General features: G+C 61.6%; 17 protein-coding genes. 7 read left to right on the top strand and 10 right to left on the bottom strand.

The window, feature by feature from the left end:
* The first annotated feature begins 88 nt into the window (after positions 1-88).
* Positions 89-1,279: a winged helix-turn-helix domain-containing protein gene (locus tag D460_RS0128635; protein ID WP_018902051.1), complete on the top strand. Its 1,191-nt coding sequence runs from the start codon at positions 89-91 to the stop codon at positions 1,277-1,279.
* A gap of 117 nt (positions 1,280-1,396) precedes the next feature.
* A complete protein-coding gene (locus tag D460_RS36965) occupies positions 1,397-1,750 on the top strand; it encodes a KTSC domain-containing protein (RefSeq protein WP_081620002.1) in 354 nt (117 codons plus the stop codon).
* 51 nt (positions 1,751-1,801) lie between these two features.
* Here the strand turns inward: D460_RS36965 and ribB are convergent, their stop codons facing one another.
* From ribB to D460_RS0128615, 3 genes are all read right to left on the bottom strand, one after another.
* The gene (gene ribB, locus D460_RS0128625) at positions 1,802-2,902 is read right to left on the bottom strand and encodes a 3,4-dihydroxy-2-butanone-4-phosphate synthase (RefSeq protein WP_018902049.1); all 1,101 of its coding nucleotides are present in this window, start codon (positions 2,900-2,902) and stop codon (positions 1,802-1,804) included.
* Between the two features lie 10 nt (positions 2,903-2,912).
* Complete coding sequence (gene aroC, locus D460_RS0128620; protein ID WP_018902048.1) at positions 2,913-4,010, bottom strand: chorismate synthase; 1,098 nt, start codon at positions 4,008-4,010, stop codon at positions 2,913-2,915.
* 170 nt (positions 4,011-4,180) lie between these two features.
* Positions 4,181-7,312 (bottom strand): EAL domain-containing protein, encoded by a 3,132-nt coding sequence (locus D460_RS0128615; protein ID WP_018902047.1) that lies wholly within the window; start codon positions 7,310-7,312, stop codon positions 4,181-4,183.
* A 285-nt stretch (positions 7,313-7,597) separates the two neighbouring features.
* Between D460_RS0128615 and D460_RS0128610 the strand changes: the two genes are divergently transcribed.
* On the top strand, positions 7,598-7,858 hold the full coding sequence (locus D460_RS0128610; protein ID WP_018902046.1) for a DUF1344 domain-containing protein: 261 nt from the start codon (positions 7,598-7,600) through the stop codon (positions 7,856-7,858).
* A 31-nt stretch (positions 7,859-7,889) separates the two neighbouring features.
* Here D460_RS0128610 and D460_RS0128605 read toward each other — a convergent pair whose 3' ends face one another.
* The 4 genes from D460_RS0128605 to D460_RS0128590 form a co-directional block, all read right to left on the bottom strand.
* Complete coding sequence (locus D460_RS0128605; protein WP_018902045.1) at positions 7,890-8,480, bottom strand: histidine phosphatase family protein; 591 nt, start codon at positions 8,478-8,480, stop codon at positions 7,890-7,892.
* 79 nt (positions 8,481-8,559) lie between these two features.
* On the bottom strand, positions 8,560-9,378 hold the full coding sequence (gene fabI / locus D460_RS0128600; RefSeq protein ID WP_026283646.1) for an enoyl-ACP reductase FabI: 819 nt from the start codon (positions 9,376-9,378) through the stop codon (positions 8,560-8,562).
* 122 nt (positions 9,379-9,500) lie between these two features.
* On the bottom strand, positions 9,501-10,727 hold the full coding sequence (locus D460_RS0128595; protein WP_018902043.1) for a DnaJ C-terminal domain-containing protein: 1,227 nt from the start codon (positions 10,725-10,727) through the stop codon (positions 9,501-9,503).
* A gap of 257 nt (positions 10,728-10,984) precedes the next feature.
* Complete coding sequence (locus D460_RS0128590) at positions 10,985-11,443, bottom strand: RT0821/Lpp0805 family surface protein (protein WP_026283645.1); 459 nt, start codon at positions 11,441-11,443, stop codon at positions 10,985-10,987.
* Positions 11,444-11,509: 66 nt separating this feature from the next.
* Between D460_RS0128590 and pdxH the strand changes: the two genes are divergently transcribed.
* Positions 11,510-12,130, top strand: coding sequence for a pyridoxamine 5'-phosphate oxidase (pdxH, locus tag D460_RS0128585; RefSeq protein WP_018902041.1), 621 nt, complete (start codon positions 11,510-11,512; stop codon positions 12,128-12,130).
* Positions 12,131-12,350: 220 nt separating this feature from the next.
* Here pdxH and D460_RS0128580 read toward each other — a convergent pair whose 3' ends face one another.
* Positions 12,351-13,397, bottom strand: coding sequence for a polysaccharide deacetylase family protein (locus tag D460_RS0128580; protein ID WP_026283644.1), 1,047 nt, complete (start codon positions 13,395-13,397; stop codon positions 12,351-12,353).
* Between the two features lie 251 nt (positions 13,398-13,648).
* Here D460_RS0128580 and D460_RS0128575 point away from each other — a divergent pair, with 251 nt between their 5' ends.
* The 3 genes from D460_RS0128575 to D460_RS36210 all read left to right on the top strand — a co-directional run bounded on the left by D460_RS0128575 (position 13,649) and on the right by D460_RS36210 (position 16,113).
* Positions 13,649-14,974 (top strand): D-alanyl-D-alanine carboxypeptidase, encoded by a 1,326-nt coding sequence (locus D460_RS0128575; protein WP_026283643.1) that lies wholly within the window; start codon positions 13,649-13,651, stop codon positions 14,972-14,974.
* 70 nt (positions 14,975-15,044) lie between these two features.
* A complete protein-coding gene (locus tag D460_RS0128570; protein WP_018902038.1) occupies positions 15,045-15,356 on the top strand; it encodes a MazG nucleotide pyrophosphohydrolase domain-containing protein in 312 nt (103 codons plus the stop codon).
* A gap of 220 nt (positions 15,357-15,576) precedes the next feature.
* Complete coding sequence (locus D460_RS36210; RefSeq protein ID WP_155947878.1) at positions 15,577-16,113, top strand: hypothetical protein; 537 nt, start codon at positions 15,577-15,579, stop codon at positions 16,111-16,113.
* A 193-nt stretch (positions 16,114-16,306) separates the two neighbouring features.
* Here the strand turns inward: D460_RS36210 and tldD are convergent, their stop codons facing one another.
* Positions 16,307-17,722, bottom strand: coding sequence for a metalloprotease TldD (gene tldD / locus D460_RS0128560; RefSeq protein ID WP_018902036.1), 1,416 nt, complete (start codon positions 17,720-17,722; stop codon positions 16,307-16,309).
* Between the two features lie 150 nt (positions 17,723-17,872).
* Positions 17,873-18,478, bottom strand: coding sequence for an invasion associated locus B family protein (locus D460_RS0128555; protein ID WP_018902035.1), 606 nt, complete (start codon positions 18,476-18,478; stop codon positions 17,873-17,875).
* Between the last annotated feature and the right edge of the window lie 202 nt (positions 18,479-18,680).

The following is an 18,680-nucleotide window of genomic DNA, read 5'->3' as shown; positions in this document are numbered from 1 at the left end:
ACGCGACGCGACCTGACCCCATTGCATCCTCGCCCGAACCCGCCATATTCGGGTGGCTAGGAACATTTTCCGGATTATCATCGCTGCCATGACGAAGCTGATCTCCAATGCCGACGCCCGCCGCATCTTTCTGGCCAAGCAGGGCCTGAGCGCTCCGCCCAATCGCGTGCTCACCAAATCCGGCCTGCTGCAGCTGATCCACGATCTCGGCTTCGTGCAGATCGACAGCATCCAGTGGGTGGAGCGCGCCCATCACCAGATCCTTTTCTCGCGCAACCAGACCTACAAGCGCGAGCACCTGACGGCGCTGCTCGAAAAGGACGGCGCGCTGTTCGAGCACTGGACGCACGACGCCTCCATCCTGCCGAGCAGCTACTTCCGCTATTGGAAGCACAAGTTCCGGCGGGAGGAGGAAGTCCTGGTGGATCGCTGGCGCAAATGGCGCGGCGAGGGCTTCGAGGATGCCTTCGACGAGACCTACGAGCGGGTGAGCCGCGACGGCGCCATCATGGCGCGCGAGATCAAGGCCGACGGCCACGTCTCCGGCGGCTGGTGGAACTGGCATCCCAACAAGACGGCGCTCGAATATTTCTGGCGCACCGGCAAGTTCGCCATCTCGGGCCGCTCGAATTTCCAGAAGGTCTATGATCTGGTCGAGCGCGTCATCCCGGCCGAGTTCCATGAGCCCGAGGTCAGCCGTGAGGAATTCGTGGACTGGGCCTGCCGCAGCGCGCTGACGAGGCTGGGCTTTGCCACCCATGGCGAGATAGCGGCCTTCTGGGCGCTGGTCTCGCCCGATGAGGCCAAGGGCTGGGTCACCGCCCATCGTGATGAACTGACCGAGATACTGATCGAGCCGTCGCTAGGCGGCAAGCCGCGCCCCTCATGGGCGTTTACGGATTTCCTCGATACGCTCGACGATTATCCCGCCGCACCACCGCGCATCCGCGTGCTGAGCCCCTTCGATCCGATGATTCGTGATCGCAACCGCACCGAACGCCTCTTCGGCTTCTTCTATCGCATCGAGATCTTCGTGCCCGAGCCCAAGCGCGAATATGGCTATTACATTTTTCCGCTTTTGGAAGGCGATCGCCTGATCGGCCGCATCGACATGAAGGCGGACCGCAAGAAGGGCTCGCTCGACGTCAAGCGCCTGTGGCTGGAGCCGGGCGTAAAGCCCTCCGCCGGTCGCCTTGAAAAGCTCGCCGCCGAGCTTGATCGCGTCGCCCGCTTCGCCGGTGTCGAGCGGGTCGAGATGCTGGAAGGTTGGCGCGGCTAAGCGATTGTCATCGTTGAGATAGTTCGCATTTTAGATGATTACCGCCTGTTAATCTTGACGGGGGTTTACCATGCTTCTTCGCGAACTTCTTAAGGACCGTTCGCCTACGATTACAGCATGAAAACACGAGCGATCAGATACGCCGCATGGACGGCATGGAACAGCCTCGCCCGCAGGGTCAGAGCACTGATGCGTAACCGTCGCGACGCCCGCGCCGCGGCGACAGGTTCGATCGTTTCGTTGAGCGAGCAGCGTGCGCGGATGAAACCCGTCACCGTCAAGTCCGCCCTGATCGACGCGGTCTATTTCAGCCAGGAAGACGGCAGGTTGCGCGTCTGCCTGAACAATGGCGAGGAGCGCATGTTCGAAGGCGTGGCCGAAGCTCATGTCATCGCCATGGTCACGTCTGAATCGCCGGGCAAATATTACATGCAGAACGTCAGGACCCGCTTCAAGCGCATCGCCGCCTGACGAAGGTCGAAACCGGCGGGCCTTACCCGCCGGCTGATCATCTCACCGGCCTTAGCCGATCTCTGTCTCCGCGATCTTGATGCCGAAGCCTTCGAGGCCGACATAGTGGCGCTCGCTGCGGGTCAGTAGCTTGATCGAGGTGACGCCGAGATCCTTCAGGATCTGCGCGCCGAGACCGATTTCCAGCCATTCGCTTTCACGGTTCTGCGCTTCCGCATGCGCTTCGCGGCCCTGGCCCAAAGCCTTGCGGCCGTTGTCCTGGTGGCCGACGCCAACAGAACCCTCGCGCAGATAGACGATGACGCCACGGCCCTTCTCGGCGATCTTCTTCATGTAGTGATCGACGGAGCGCTTGCCGAACAGGTCGTCCACGACGCTTTCGGTATGCAGGCGCACTGGAATGTCGATGCCATCGCGGATGTCGCCGAAGACGACGGCGAGATGCTGCATCGGATCCCACGGCAGGGAGTAGCTGTGGGCCTTGGCCTTGCCGAACGGCGTGTCGACATCGAAGCTCGCCTGCAGCTGGATCAGCGTTTCCTTGCGCTGGCGATAGGCGATGAGGTCGGCGACGGAGACCAGTTTCAGGCCGTGCTCTTCGGCAAAGCTCGATACCTGCGGGCCGCGCATGACGCTGCCGGTGTCGTTGACCAGCTCGCAGATCACGCCGATCGGCGGCAGCCCGGCGAGCTTGCAGAGATCGACTGCGGCCTCGGTATGACCCGAGCGCATCAGGACGCCACCCTCGCGGGCGACCAGCGGGAAGATGTGGCCGGGGCGCACGAAGTCGGAGGCGCCGACATTCGGGTTGGCGAGGTTGCGCACCGTCAGCGTGCGGTCGTCGGCGGAGATGCCCGTCGTCGTGCCGTGCTTGAAGTCGACGGTGACGGTGAAGGCCGTCGTGTGCGCGCTGTCGTTTTCCGCGACCATGGCGTTGAGGCCGAGGCGCTTGGCTTCTTCCTTCGGCATCGGCGTGCAGACGATGCCCGAGGTATGGCGCACGATGAAGGCCATCTTTTCCGGCGTACAGTGGACGGCGGCAACGATGAGATCGCCTTCGTTCTCGCGGCCATCGTCATCGACAACCACAACGATTTCGCCGGCCTCGAAGGCCCGGATAGCGTCTACGACGCGCTTCTGATCGTAAGCCATGGGAACGTTCCTATTTCAGCCGGCCGGTCTGGCCGCGGTCTCGAAGGTAGTGGTCGGCGATGGCGCAGGCGATCATCGCCTCGCCGATCGGCACGGCGCGGATGCCGACGCAGGGGTCGTGGCGGCCCTTGGTGCGGATATCGACATTCTTGCCGTCGGCATCGATCGACTGGCGCTCGGTCAGGATCGACGAGGTCGGCTTGATCGCGAAACGGGCGATGACAGGCTGACCCGTCGAAATGCCGCCAAGGATGCCGCCGGCATGATTGGACAGGAAGATCGGCTGGCCGTCATTGCCCATGCGCATTTCGTCGGCGTTTTCTTCGCCGGTGATTTCCGCCGCCTCGAAGCCATTGCCGATCTCCACGCCCTTGACGGCGTTGATCGACATCAGCAGCGAGGCGATATCCTGGTCGAGCTTGGAATAGATCGGCGCACCCAAGCCGGCCGGAACGCCATCGGCGACCACCTCGACCACGGCGCCGATCGACGAGCCCTTCTTGCGGATACCGTCGAGATACTCTTCCCAGACGGGCACGATCTCGGGATCCGGCGCGAAGAACGGGTTCTGATCGACCAGGCCCCAATCCCAGTTGTCGCGATTGATCTTGTGCTTGCCGATCTGCACCAGCGCGCCGCGCACGCGAACGCCGGGAACGACCAGCCGCGCGATACCGCCGGCCGCCACGCGTGCCGCCGTCTCGCGCGCCGAAGAGCGCCCGCCGCCGCGATAGTCGCGGATGCCGTATTTCAGATCGTAGGTGTAATCGGCATGGCCCGGCCGGTACTGGCGGGCGATCTCGCCGTAGTCCTTCGAACGCTGGTCGGTATTCTCGATCAGCATCGAGATCGGCGTGCCGGTCGAGATCATCGTCTCGCCGTCGGCGTCAAACATCACGCCGGAGAGAACCTTGACGAGGTCATCCTCGCGGCGCTGCGTCACGAAGCGCGACTGGCCGGGCTTGCGCTTGTCGAGCCACACCTGAAGGTCGGCGAGCTTGAAACGCAGGCCGGGAGGGCAGCCGTCGACGACGCAGCCAAGCGCCGGTCCGTGGCTTTCGCCCCAGGTGGTTACGCGGAAGAGGTGACCGAATGTATTGTGTGACATATGCTCCGACCGGATCGCGCCGCCGGGCGTCCCCGGGCCGCGCCATTCTTTAAAAAGGCGCGACACTCATAGGCCAAAAGCCGAAAGGGCAAAAGGCTTTCTTTGCGCCAAACCGTCTCCATTGGGAAACGGTGTTTCCTCAAATCCGAGAACAACCGCGCAAAGCCATCCTACGAAGCGATGCGCCAGGCCGTATGGGTGGCCGCTTCGGTGAAATCGTCGAAGGAGAGGGGGCGCGAGAAGGCGTAGCCCTGCAGCAGGTCGCAGCCGAGTTCGAGAAGCAGGCTGGCATGCGCCACGGTCTCGACACCCTCGGCCACGGTCTCGACGCCGAGCGAGCGGGCGATGTCGATGATCGAGCGCACCAGCGCACGTTCTTGCGCCGAGGTGATGATCGGCTGCACCAGCTGCCGATCGATCTTCAGCCGCTTCGGCTTCAGCTTGAGAAGGCTGACGATGGAGGTGTGGCCCGTGCCGAAGTCGTCGATCTCGATGTCGATGCCGAGCGCCTTGATCTTGTCGAGGTTCTCGGCGGCGACGTCCTCGCTCTCGTCGAGGAAGATCGACTCCACCAGTTCGAACGAGATCTCGCCCGGCCGGATCTGCAGCATGCGCAGCGAATCGGCCAGCGCATCGTCGTGCAGGCGCCGGGCAGACACGTTGACGGAGACCTTGGGAACGGAAACGCCAAGCGCCGCCCACCGCATCTTGTCCTTCAGCGCGGTCTCAAGAACGATGCGGTCGAGCGTTTGCACGACGTTGATCTCCTCGGCGATCTTCAGGAACTTGTCCGGCGTCAGCAGTCCCCGGGAAGGATGCTGCCAGCGCACGAGCGCCTCGACGCCGGTCAGTTGCATGGTGCGGGCGCTGAATTGCGGCTGGTACCAGGTGGTAAACTCGCCGTTCTCGATGCCCGACAATATCTCGTCGGCCAGCCGCTTGTTGTTGATGATGTCGGCCTGCAGATTGTGATTGAAGAACTGGAACCGATTGCGGCCCTGGCTCTTGGCGCGGTAGAGCGCGATGTCGGCGTTGATCAACACCTTGCGGGCATCGACGCGCATGCCGCTCGCCAGCGCAATCCCGATCGACACGCCGCAGCGGCAGGCAAAACCCTGGAAGTCGATGGGCTGGCGCATCTCCTCGACGATCCGGCCCGAAAGCGCCGACATTTCGGCATCGTTGGCATTGAGCGCCAGGATGACGAATTCGTCGCCGCCGATGCGCGCCACGATATCGCTCGGCCGAATGCTGCGCGAGAGCACGCGGGAGGCATGGACGAGCATGGCGTCGCCCGCGGCGTGGCCCAGCGTGTCGTTGATCTCCTTGAAGCGGTCGAGGTCGATGTGCAGGATCGCGAACTTCTGCCTGGCGTGCTGCCCGGCATCGGTCAGCTGCTCCAGCGCCTTGTCGAGCTTGCGGCGGTTGGCGAGCCCCGTCAGCGGATCATGCAGCGAATTGTGCTCGATGCGGTTGTTGGCGAGTTCGAGCTCGATGTTCTTGCCGATCGCCTCGTCCTTCGCCGCTTTCAGCTCCGCCGTCATCAGAGCGTCTTCGGTGATGTCGAAGGCAACGCCGATGATCTTCAGCTGGCCGTTCGAGGTCGCGTGCACCTTTCCGGTCGAGCGCACATAGCGCATCGTACCGTCCTCGGTCGGTACGCGACAGACGACGGTATGGGTATCGCCGACCTTCTTGAAATACCGCGCGCTTTCGACCGCAAGCGGGCGGTCTTCCTCAAGCACGCAGGAGAGCCACGTCTCCTCGTCCATGAAGCCGGCGCGGGGTTCCAGCCCGTAAAGCTCATGCATCCGGTCGTCCCAGAACGAGCCGGCCTTCCCGAGCGTGGCTTCCCAGATGCCGCACTGATAGGAATCGAGCGCCAGATCGAGTTTGCCGGAGAGCTCGGCGAGTTCGGCCTCGCGGTGCGAGAGCTCGTCGAGCGCAAGCTCCAGTTCGGCATTCTTGATGTCGCTGCTGTCTTTTGCCCGACGCAGCGTCTCGGCTGCAACCGCGTCGGCGGTCACGTCCCAGACGATGCCGATTGTGCGGATGGTGCCGGCGGCGTCGTTATAGACCGAACCCACCGATCGCAGATAGCGCGTGCCGCCGTCCGAAAGCTCAATCCGGTATTGCGTCGTGTAGGAGGAGCCGGACCGGCCATCTTTCAGCAGGTGGATCTTCGCCACCCGGCGATCGTCGGGAACGATCGTTTCCAGCCAGTCGTCGAGCGAGTAGCTGCCCTCGATCGCTTGCTTGCCGTGAAGTGCCGCGGCGCGCCCATCCCAGAACAGGCTCTGGCCGCCATTCCTCAGTTCCCAGATGCCGATATTGGAGGTTTCCAGCGCCAGGTTGAGACGCTGCGACAGCTCCAGCAGCGTCTCCTCGCGCTTCTCCAGCTGCCGGATGTTCTTGTTGCGCTCGCCAAGCAGAAGGGTCGCGAAGAACACGGGAATGATCGTCAGGCAGGCGGCGGCCAAGATGATGAACCGCAGCGTCTGCTGATTCTCTGGAGGGGCGGCCCAGCCGGTCTTCGGCGCCGCCGCGATCTCCCAGCGCCCGCCGGCGAATGTGATCTTGCGCGTCAACGGCCGCTGCCCCAGCACCTCCGGCGAACCGAAAAACGGCGAGACGGCGGCACCCGTCGTTCCAAGATCGCGCAGCGCGATGGAGAGGTGGTCGAGATGCGGATATTTCTCGCGGTTCTCGCTGTCGCGCGCCGGCTTCAGGCCGGTGTTCTCATAGAACATGTCGGCGTCAATGACTGCCTCGACCGCGCCCCAGACCCGGCGCTGGCCGTTCTCCTTGACGAAGACGGGGAAGAAGATCGCGAAAGTGTCCTTGCCGTCGAGCGTGCGGATCGGGCCGTAGAAGCGCGCCTGCTGGTTGCCGGTGGTGCGCGCAACCGACTGGCGATCCATCAGGAATTCGCGCACGTCGTGGCCAAGCCGATCCTTGCCCTCCGTCGCCGGAAATACCGACTGCACGATGAAATCGGGCGCAACCGCGATATGCACGAAATGCGGGTTCTGGATGAGCAGCCAGTTGATCTGTCGCTCCATCTCCTCGGTGCCCACCTTCGAGCTGATCGCGACCATGTTGGAGAGGTCGCGCACGATGGTGATGTCCATGTTGATCTGGGCGGTCACACGGGCGCGAATAAGGCTGGTCTCGTTTTCCGTGCGGATCGTCAATTCGCGAAGATTAGTCGCCGTATTGGCGCGATCCAGGCTGAAACCGACGATGATGACGACCACGGCGACCAGGCAGGAAACTAGAAACGAGATATGGGTATTCCGCAAAGAACTCCGCGTTGCCTCGTTATGTTTCCTGCGGAATAGCAAAACCCCAGTCTCCTTGTTTCCCTATGACTGTAAGTAGCGGGGGTTAATTTACGATTTCTTACAGGTAGTATTGGGAACACGTTTTAAGTGTATGGCTATATTAACGAACCCTCTTGATTGTTGTTAAAATGCGCTTCATCAATTGGGCGGGAATGGTCACGGTTCAGGGCAAATTTCGCCATATTCGGGAGGCTATCTATGCACAATTGGATGTTTGAGTCGTGTTTTCGAAGGAATGCCGTTATGCGCTTCGTAGTTGCTACACTTTTGGCCACAGCGAGTTTTCTGTCGCCGATCAGCGGCTTTGCCGAGAGCGCGGACGTGGAAGCGACGATCAAGAACATCGACATGAGCAATCTCAGCCTCACGCTCGATGACGGCAAGACCTATCAGGCGTCGGAAGAATTCAATTTCGAAGGCTTGAAGGCAGGCGTGAAGGTCATCGTCTTCTACACGGAAGTCGACGGAAAGCGCGTCATCAACGATCTCGATATCGTACAGTAATTCGGCTGGCGCGAAGCCTAGCCTCTCCTGATTAAATCCAGGCGATCTGCTTCGTGTCGGTCTCGATCTTGAGAATCCGGTCCTGCGGAATCTCGCCCTCGGCCGCTTCATCCTTCGGCACGTTGGCAATCGTCCTGAACAGGCTGCGAATGACGCCGCCATGCGTGACGCAGACCGTCGGCCGGTCCACCTCGTTCAGCCAGGAAGCCACCCGCCACGACATGATCTCGTAGCTCTCGGCATCGGCACCCGGCGGAATGAAATCCCACTTGTTGAGATTGCGTTCGACGATCCGGTCCTTGGCTGTCGCCTTCAGTTCCTTGACCGTAAAGCCTTCCCAGTCACCGAATGACACTTCGACCAGGCGCTCGTCGGTCCGGTAGTCCTTGGGCGGGAGGTTCATTGCTTCGCGGGCGATCTCCATCGTCGCGCGCGTGCGGCCAAGCGGGCTTGCGATGAAATCGAACTCGATGCCTTCGACCTTCAGGATTTCCGCGAGATTGATGCCGTTCTGGCGCGCCTGCTCACGACCGATGGCGTTGAGCGGGATGTCCTTTTGCCCCTGCAGGCGACGTTCCGCGTTCCAGTCTGTCTGGCCGTGACGAATGACGTAGATAAGCAATGATCGGCTCCATATTGCAAACGGCCCCTTATCGCTTCCGCGAGGAGGGGCCGCGAGCATGACTCATAAGAGAGTACGATCAGTCTTTTATGACGGAAATATCCGGCGCGTCCACAGCCTTCATGCCGATAACATGATAACCGCTGTCGGCGTGATGCACTTCGCCCGTGACCGAGCGCGACAGGTCCGAAAGCATGTAGAGGCCGACATCGCCGACTTCTTCGATGGTGACGGTGCGGCGCAGCGGCGCGTTGTATTCGTTCCACTTCAGAATGTAGCGGAAGTCGCCGATACCGGACGCTGCCAGCGTCTTGATCGGGCCGGCCGAGATCGCGTTGACGCGGATGTTCTTCGGTCCGAGATCGACCGCCAGATACTTCACGCTGGCTTCAAGAGCTGCCTTGGCAACGCCCATGACGTTGTAGTTCGGCATGACCTTTTCGGCGCCGTAATAAGTCAGCGTCAGCATCGAGCCGCCATCCGTCATCAGCTTCTCGGCGCGACGTGCGACCGAGGTGAACGAATAGACGGAGATCTGCATCGTCTTGGCGAAGTTGTCCGCCGAGGTGTCGACGTAACGGCCGGTGAGTTCGTCCTTGTCCGAAAAGCCGATCGCATGCACGATGAAGTCGATCTTGCCCCAGGTCTTCTCGATGTTGTCGAAAACCTCGTCGATCGATGCTTCGTCGCTGACATCACAGTGTCCGGCAAGAATGCCGCCGAGTTCAGCTGCCAGCGGCTCGACCCGCTTCTTCAGCGCATCACCCTGATAAGTAAAGGCAACCTCGCCGCCCTGTGCATGAATAGCTTTGGCAATGCCCCACGCAATCGAACGATTGTTGGCAACGCCCATGATGACGCCGCGCTTGCCTGACATGAGGCCTTGTGCCTGAGCCATGTTTCGCCCCTTAAGTAAATTGATCGATCCTGCCTATGGCATAGCCGGCCAGCCGGTTCAAGATTGGCAGCAATCATCAACTGTTAGGGAACGTAACAAAGGGTGCTAATGTCACCTAAAATTCACAAAAACAGGCCGTTCTTCATAATTCTCATCAAATCCGTGACCTTATCGTCGGGCTTTTCCCACAGGATAATGCGCAGTTCGACCACCAGATCGCCCTTTCCGCCATCCGATTTGGGCAATCCCTGACCTTCGAACCGGATTGATTTGTCCGATCCCGACCATGCCGGCACGGTCACCGTCAGCGGGCCGTTCGGTCCGTCGATGCGCGCGTCGGTGCCGAGCACGGCGTTTTCGATGGTGACGGGAAGCACGGTGTGCAGGTCGAAACCGTCGACGGTAAAGTCGGCATGTGGGGCGATGTGAATATTGACCACCGCGTCGCCGCGCTGCATGCCCGTCAATTTGTGGCCCTGGCCCTTGAGGCGCACCGTCTGGCCCTCGGTGGTCCCCGGCGTCAGCGCGAAACCGGCATCGCGGCCATCGCCGAGATCGACGTTCACCCAGGCGCCCTTCAGAATATCCTCGATGGTGACAGTGGCGATCGCCAGCTGGTCCGGCGCCTTCTCAGGCGCGGGGGCCGCACCGCCGGTGAAGCGGCGGACGAAGGAGGTGAGGAGGCTCAGCGGCTGCAGGACGGAAGCGCTCGCCGCCGCGGTCTCGTCCGCGCCGTGCTCGTCGTCTACTGTCGTGCCGGCGTCGCCGGCCTTGGCGCCCTCGCTAGCCTTATCCGTCTGCTTGTCGGCCTCGGCGCTCTCGGGTTCCGGCCGCTTGGCTCGGCCGGAAGCAAAACCGCGCGTCCGTCCGCCACCGCTTGCCGCGCGCGCCTGATTGCCGAAGATCCGCTCGATCATCTCTTCGGCGGGCTCGGCAGCACCTGCCTGCTGCTGTTGTTGCGGCTGTGGCTGCTTGGCGGCCTCGGCGGCCGCCTTCTGCGCCGCTGCCCGCGCCAGCTCTTCCATCACTCGCTCGGCGTTTTCCTGCGCCTGCTTGGCGCGGATCGCGGCTTCGCGCGCCGCCTGGCGCTGCGCCATGATGGTGTTTTCGTTTTGCTTCTCGTTCTGCTTGGCTTCGGCTGCCCGTGCGGCGCTGTCGAAAAGACTGCGCTTCTTCGGGTCCTTCAGCGTGTCGTAGGCGCGGCCGATCTCGGCGAAGCGCGCACCGGCCAGCGGGTCGCCCTGATTGTGGTCAGGGTGCACCACCTTGGCCATGTTGCGCCAGGCTGCCTTGATCTCGTCCTGCCCCGCATCGCGCCTGACGCCCAATATCTTATACGGATCGCGCATGTTCCAAACCGCCCGGTGTCCAAATGCGAGATGCCCTGTCCGGCACCTCGAAGCCCCGATTAAACTCATTTGGTGCGCCGAAGTTCGCTTCGCGGGCAGAAAATCTGCGCACATATGCGAACCACAGTCCCGTAAACTTGCTAATCAGTCCTTATTTGGCGTCAGGACACGCCACGGTTTTATGCGGAATGGTTATCTTTTGCTAAATCCGGAAACGAAGCCGGGTGCAGTTGTTAACGACTGCCTGGAAAGGCCGCTCAGCTCTCGGGCTGGAAGCTCAGAAGCTGCCAGTTGCCGCCGCCGACGAGGCAGGTCTTGCCGTAGAATTTCGAGATGCCGACATAGGAGTGGCGCGTCGTCTTGAACTGACGGCAGACCTGGCCGGTGTCGTTGTTTTCGACGATCGTGTCGATCACGCCGGCGCTGCCGGTGGAAGCGTTCGCCCAGGGAAGGGGGCGTCCCTGCAGGCCGTTGATGTCGGCCGAGGTCACGGCATTGCCCACGGTCATTTCGTCGGAGATGCTGTCGCTCGTCGGCGCCGGCTGCGGCACGGTGCCGGTCGCGACCGAACGGTCGACCTTGTTGCTGCTGAACATATCAAGCCCGCCGGCCATGCAGCCGGAGAGGGAAAGCACTGCCATTCCGACAACGCAGATGGCCGCGCATTGGCGCATGAGGCCCTTTGTATGACGAACTGACTTTGCTATGACTTCCACCCTGTGTCCTGTCCAGTGGTTTTGGGCTGGGCAATTATCGAATAAACCCGGGGCATTTGAGCTAATATGTCGGAAAATGAGTTAACAACCAGTGACTTCACCGAGCAAAACGAGCCGTTCCAGCTCTTTGCTGATTGGCTGAAGGAAGCCGAAGCTTCCGAGATCAATGACCCGAATGCGGTGGCGCTTGCGACGGTCGATGAAGACGGCCTTCCCAATGTCCGCATGGTTCTCCTTAAGGGATTCGATCAAGACGGATTTGTGTTCTACACGAATTTCGAGAGTCAGAAAGGCCGCGAAGTCCTCGGCCAGAAAAAAGCGGCCATGTGCTTCCACTGGAAGACGCTGCGCCGCCAGGTTCGGCTGCGCGGCCCGGTTGAAGTGGTGAGCGACGAAGAGGCCGACGCCTATTACAAGACCCGCGCCCGCGGCAGCCGCATCGGCGCCTGGGCCTCCAAGCAGTCGCGCCCGCTCGAAAGCCGCTTCGCGCTGGAAAAAGCCGTCGCCGAATACACGGCCCGCTATGCGATCGGCGAGATTCCCCGCCCGCAGCACTGGTCCGGCTTCCGCATTAAGCCGACCTCGATCGAGTTCTGGAAAGACCAGAAGTTCCGGCTCCACGACCGCATCGAGTTCCGCCGCGCCACGCCCGAGGGCGGCTGGGACAAGGTGCGGATGTATCCGTAAGCATCGCCTCGGTGGCGTCTGCGAAGACTTGCGCAAGAGAGCAACGAACTTGTCGCCGCTGACATCAAAAGGGAGCGCCGCGCAACCACGGCGCTCCTCGCTCGAATTTTCATCCTAGGTTGAAAAGATCGTGCCGCTGAAGGGGCGGCATCGCCCGTCGATGGTGTGCCGCCTCAAAAGAAAGTGATCGGTGGATAATCTGGCGGGGAGGGGCTGACCCTCAGCCGCGGTTGCCCATCAGCTTCAAGGGAATCCCCGAAGCAAGGCCTGAGACATAGCGCGGCTTCTGATAGAGCCCATTGATCGACAGACGCGGCAGATAGGTGGCGCGCTCGAGCGATTGCCGGCCGATCACGCCGGGCTGCGTGGTCACCGCCAGAGAAAAGCCGAGATCCCTAGCGATCGCCGCCTGCTGCTGCGTCACCGCCTCGCGTGTTCCATAAGGATAGGCAAATGCATCAGGCCGGTGGCCGCTGATCACCTCGACATAATCCTGTGAGTGCGTCATCTCATCGCGAACCTCGGCGTCGGAAAGCCGCGCGACGGCACGGTGGCTGACCGTGTGAGCGCCGAGCGAGGCGAGCGGGCTGGCGTCCAGCAGGTTGAGCTCCGGGGCGCCCATCACCAGATCGTCGACGATCTCGACGGGGTCGATCCCGTGAGACCGCGCCAGCGCATCCACGGCCTCTACAGCAGACGTCTCCTCACGCGCATGAATATAGCGTGCGAAACGGGCAAACGCGCGATGCTTATCAGCGGGTGCCGCGGTGTCGATCGTCTCGGTCCCATTGCCGAAATCGAAGCTCAGCCTGTCCTCGCGCCGCAAGAGTACCGTCAGTGTCTCCCACCAGATCGTATGCGTCCGCTCCACCAGCCCCTTGGCCACGAAGATCGTGAAAGGCGCCTCATGTCGCTCGAACACCGGCATGGCGTAGACGAGATTGTTGCGATAGCCGTCGTCGAGCGTAAAGGCCGCGAAGGGCTGCGACGGCTTGGGCTCCAAGAGCGCACCGGGCACGTCAGCTAGCGACACGAATCGGTAGCCGTCGCTCTTCAGCCGCGTCAGCACCGCGTCGAGAAAGTCCGGTGTGATCTCCAGATGCGCGTTCGGCGAAAAGGCGGAGGGCTCGTGGGGGCGAACGTGATGCAGCGTGAAGATCGCGCCCATGCCGCGTGCGCCGCGCATCAGCCCGACCGAGCGCAGGAGGTTGGCCACCTCCAGCCCGCCAGTTATCGCGATCCGCTTTGCCAGCGTTCTGGCGTTCATCATCTCCGCTCCGTTTGCGGGGGGTCGTGAGGAGAGCGACCCTAGCAAGCGCGAGGTTAAGCCTTGCTGAATGCCGATTTTGCCTGAATTCTAATATTGCAGGGCGTGTTTTACGGTTTTTTCACCATAAAGGGTAAAATTTGACAAAAATGGTCCACGTTGCCGCAAAGTCGCGCCATATTGTGTCCTTCTGTACAAGAACGGGACAAAATTCGGGCGACGAGGGTCGGCCGTTCATCGAGGGGAAGTGCATGAGAAAGCTGTTGGCCGCGATTATAACCGCGACGTTGGTCGTTGCGGCGCCGTTGTCGGCGATGGCTGGCAGCGCCTCCCTCATCCTCGATGCGAGAACCGGCAAGGTTCTGTCGTCGGAAAACGCCGATGTCCTCAATCATCCCGCGTCTCTCACGAAGATGATGACGATCTACATGGCTTTCGAGGCCATCAATCGCGGCAAGATGAACTGGGATACCCCGATCGTCATGTCGAAATACGCGGCCTCCCGCCCGCCGACCAAGCTCGGCGCCAAGGCAGGAACGTCGATCACCGTGCGCGAAGCGATCCTCGGCATGATCACCAAGTCGGCCAACGACGCCGCTGCTGCCATGGGCGAAAAGCTCGGTGGCTCGGAAAGCAATTTCGCCCGGCTGATGACGCAGAAGGCGCGCCAGCTCGGCATGAGCCGCACCACCTTCGTCAACGCGTCCGGTCTGCCTGATGGCCGCCAGATCACTACCGCCCGTGATATGTCGACGCTCGCCGTCGCCCTGATGAAGAATTATCCCCGCGAATATCGCCTGTTCTCGACCGCGAGCTTCAATTTCCGCGGCCGCCAGATTCGCGGTCACAACAACCTCATGTACCGCTACCAGGGCATGGACGGCATCAAGACCGGCTATACCAACGCTTCGGGCTTCAACCTCGTCAGCGCCGTCAAGGATGGCAACCGTCGCGTCGTCGGCGTGGTCCTCGGCGGCCGCACCGCCCGCAGCCGCGACGACAAGATGGCGGCCCTGCTCGACAAGGCCATGGGCCGCGCATCCTCCTCGGGTGGCGCCCGTCTGGTTGCCAGTGTCAATTCGCGCGAGCCTGTTGAAGTTGCCTCCGCGGCTGATGCCAGCGACCTGCCGGTTCCCGCATCCGCACCGCGCGTCGAGGATGTCGCCCCGGTCGCAGCACCCGAAATCGCCCGCAGCGAACTTGCTCCCAAGGCGCTCGGCTATCTGAGCGACACCGTTCCGCAGGAGCGTCCGTCGGCGCTCGACGCCGTAACGCCGTCAGCGAAAATCGGCTCTGCAAAGCCGCTCGCATCCGTCGCCTCGACCGGCGACTGGTCGATCCAGATCTCGGCTGCCCCGAGCGACGAAGCCGCCCGTGCGCTTCTCGCCCAGGCCAAGTCCGAAGGCGGCGCCGCGCTGAAGTCGGCCAACCCCTATACGGAAGCCGTCGGCAAGGGCGCCAACAAGGTCTATCGCGCCCGCTTCGTCGGCTTCGAAAGCCGCGACGCAGCGACATCAGCCTGCGACGCGCTGAAGAAGCGCTCCTACGATTGCATGCTGCTCGGCGACCGCGGCTGATCCGCCAGCCATTCCGACTAGACATTGCCGCTGAATCAGAGTTCTCCTACGCAAACGAAAGGAGAACATGATGCTGGATGATCTTGCCCTGAAGTTCGAGCGGGCCTCGAGTGCCTATGCCGGAGAAAACGGCATCACCCGCGATGCCGACTGGTTCCTGCTGAAGCTCCAGGAAGAGATGGGCGAACTGACCCAGGCCTGGAACCGCGTGAGCGGGCGAGGGCGCCCCAAGGGGCGCTCCGGTGAGGACATGGCCCGCGACCTCGAAGACGAAGCCGCCGACGTGCTCGGCCACATCCTGCTCTTCGCGCACCAAAACGATCTCGACCTCGCTGCCGCGATCAAGCGCAAGTGGCTGTTTTCACTGGATGAAGCTCTTTGAGCGTCAGGCGGCGCTGAGGCTCAGCCTGTAGAACTTGCTGGCGACGGCCATGACCGAGAAGCTTGATGGCAGTACAAGGTTGCAAGGCTTGACAGGTGCCCTTTTATCGCGAAAAATTGATGTTTTAAAGCCAGACTACCGGCGCAATCTATAATCCAGCTCATTGGTGAATGGGTCCAGATCGTGAGAGCTGTCTTGCCGCTTCGGGTTCCCGCGCCTCATGACGACTATCAATGACTCATTTCCAACAATCGATCATGCGCGACGTAGGTTCACGTTCGAGCACCTTGTGCCTACCTCTGTATGCCTTGCTGGACAAGGGGCTGGAGGTGCCGACATCGACATCCGCATCTCCTATCAGACACATGTATTTTCTCGGCGCCATGAAGGCGGTTCCGCAGCCTTTACCTTGCGAGATGAGGCTGGCCTTTTGAGACAGTTTTGCGAGGAGCGTTACGAAAATTCTCTGACGCTGCCAGATATCTGCAGGAGGATGGTCGAGGATAACTATCTGACATGGCAGTCTCTCGACAAAAACAAGGCAAGCAATCTTGCCGTTTCAGGTCCTGTCCTGATCTCTGGCCTCAATGATCTTGTTGTCTATTATCTCTTTCCGAGCAGATCCGACCAACACAACGTCGAGCTTGTAGTCAAAAGCGCTTACCAGAAAGACATCGATTTCAATCACATCAAGCGGAAGTATAACGTCCGTCAGCTCGTGAAAAAGGTCCACTTCCAGCAGATAAGGGTGCCTTAGAAACAAAAAAGGCCCCCAAAAGGAGCCTTTCCCATGGCGTTTCCGCCGAACGAGTGTGCCTTACCGTGGTGTACCGACCTCTAAAGGTGCACTTGCAACAGCGTCCTTTCGGAAGCCTCGTTGTCTGCTGCTGATAGTTATATAACTCTCGCAGTCGCCTATTTCAAGCCATTCGTGTGGGGCGGGGAAGAGCCTACGCCTGCGTGCCGCCGACGGTGACTTGATCCATTCTCAGATGCGGCTGGCCGACGCCGACGGGAACCCACTGGCCGGCTTTGCCGCAATTGCCAATGCCTGTGTCGAGCTTCATGTCGTTGCCGACCATGGAGATCCGCTGCATCGCATCCGGACCGTTGCCGATCAGCATGGCGCCCTTGACGGCGGGACCGATCTTGCCGTTCTCGATCAGATAGGCCTCGGTGCAGCCGAACACGAACTTGCCGGAAGTGATGTCGACCTGGCCGCCGCCGAAGGAGACGGCATAGATGCCCTTCTTCACCGAGGAGATGATTTCTTCCGGCGTCTTGTCGCCACCCAGCATATAGGTGTTGGTCATGCGCGGCATCGGCACATGCGCGTAGCCCTGTCGGCGGCCGTTGCCTGTCGGTTTCATGCCCATCAGCCGGGCGTTCTGCCGGTCCTGCATATAGCCGACCAGTTTGCCGTTTTCGATCAGCACGTTGTAGCCCGAAGGCGTGCCTTCGTCGTCGATGGTGATCGAGCCGCGGCGGCTGTCGATCGTGCCGTCATCGACGACGGTCACGCCAGGGGCGGCGACCATCTGGCCGAGCAGGCCAGCGAAGGCCGACGTCTTCTTGCGGTTGAAATCGCCTTCCAGCCCGTGGCCGACGGCCTCGTGCAGCATCACGCCCGGCCAGCCGGAGGAGAGCACGACGTCCATGGTGCCGGCAGGCGCCTCGATCGCCTCGAGATTGACGAGCGCCTGGCGCAGCGCCTCGTCGGCGCCATACTGCCAGTTGCCCTCGGCGATGAAGTCGCCGAAGCCGATGCGTCCGCCGCTACCATAGGAGCCGCTTTCCTGCCGGTCGCCCTGGCCGACCATGACGGAGATGTTGATGCGCGTCATCGGTCGGATGTCGCGGACCCGGTGACCGTCGGCGCGCAGGATGTCGACCACCTGCCAGCTGGCGGCGACCGAAGCCGTCACCTGCCGGACCTTGTCGTCCTTGCCGCGGAGATAGGCGTCGATGTCCTGCAGAACCTTGACCTTCTCCTCGAAGGTGGGCGAGCCGATCGGGTTTTCGTCGCTATAGAGCTTCTTGTTGGTGCCCTGCGGGGCCGCTGCATAGTTGCCGGTGTAGCCGCGCGTCACCGCGCTCACCGCGTCGGCAGCCCGCTTCAGCGCCGAAACCGAGAGATCGCCCGCATGCGCGTAACCGACGGCTTCACCCGCCACCGCGCGCAGGCCAAAACCCTGCTCGGTGTTGAAGCTGCCGCCCTTGAGGCGGCCATTGTCGAACATCAGCGATTCGGCCTGCGCGTGCTCGATATAGAGCTCCCCGTCGTCGGCGCCGGAAAGGGCTTCGGCGACAAGCGAACGCATCTTCGCTTCGTCGGCGTCGAAAAGCGTCAGGAGATCGGTATTCATGTCATTATGCTCCGCTGCGGCAGGAAATGCTTCCTGCCGATGTAGGTCCCGGGGACGGTTCGAGCAAGTGTCGAATTCGTAAGGATCGCAAAAGCGATCAGACGCGGAGGTCAGGCCCAGCTATTAAGCGCCCTTGTCAGGCCCCTGATATCAGGGAAGCGCGTCGTAGCCTTCAGCGAAGCCCTTCAGGTCGACGGGAATGCCGATACCCTCTTCAGGCGTCTGGAAGACGATGAAGGTGGCGCTGGCGCCGCTGCGGAAGGTCTTGAGCAACTCGTCCTCGAGTACGACTTCGGCATAGCAGCCGTCGGCGAAGCAGCGAACGAAGTAGGCGCGGCCGATATCCTTGCCGTCGACGTTAAGGCCGAGACCGTTGGGCAGCAGCACGCCGAGCGGTGCGAGCACGCGCAGAATCTTCGACTTGCGGTCGGCGGTCTTCAGCACAACCACCGAGAGGCCCACTTCCGGGCGGTCCTCGGCGATGACGTTCTGCATCAGCGCGCATTGCTCGGCCGAAGCACCGGCCGGCTTGTCGCAGACCACGGACCACGCGCCGTGATTGGAGCGCACGGTGCCGGGCGCCTGCGGTTGCGTCTGTCCTGGTGTCGCCTGCGCGGCAGGGGCGCCGGGGGCGGGCTGTGCCGGCGCGGCCGGAGCTGGTGTCGGCGCCGGCGTCTGCGCGAAAGCCGGAGCGATCGCCGCGGCGGTAACACAAGCCGACAGCACGAACGGCCGCACTAGGGAACGGAAACCCATGAAAACCTCTGCAGTTCGAATCAGTGCCGCTAAGTTGGGGCGGGCCGTCCAAAATGAAAAGCCCCACCCGCTGAAAAGCCGGGGACTACGGCGGAAATGGGACGTTTCTTGATTATTCTTGGGAAGGGTGGCTGGCTCAAGCCAACATTTTCCGTATCATAAGGAAAATCATGGCATGTTTCGATGCGCCCGGAGGAGGGAT

The organism is Rhizobium sp. 2MFCol3.1, assembly GCF_000377565.1.
Classification (GTDB): Bacteria; Pseudomonadota; Alphaproteobacteria; order Rhizobiales; family Rhizobiaceae; genus Rhizobium.
Note: the sequence above shows the minus strand (reverse complement) of the source record. Positions and strands in the feature narration are given on the sequence as shown.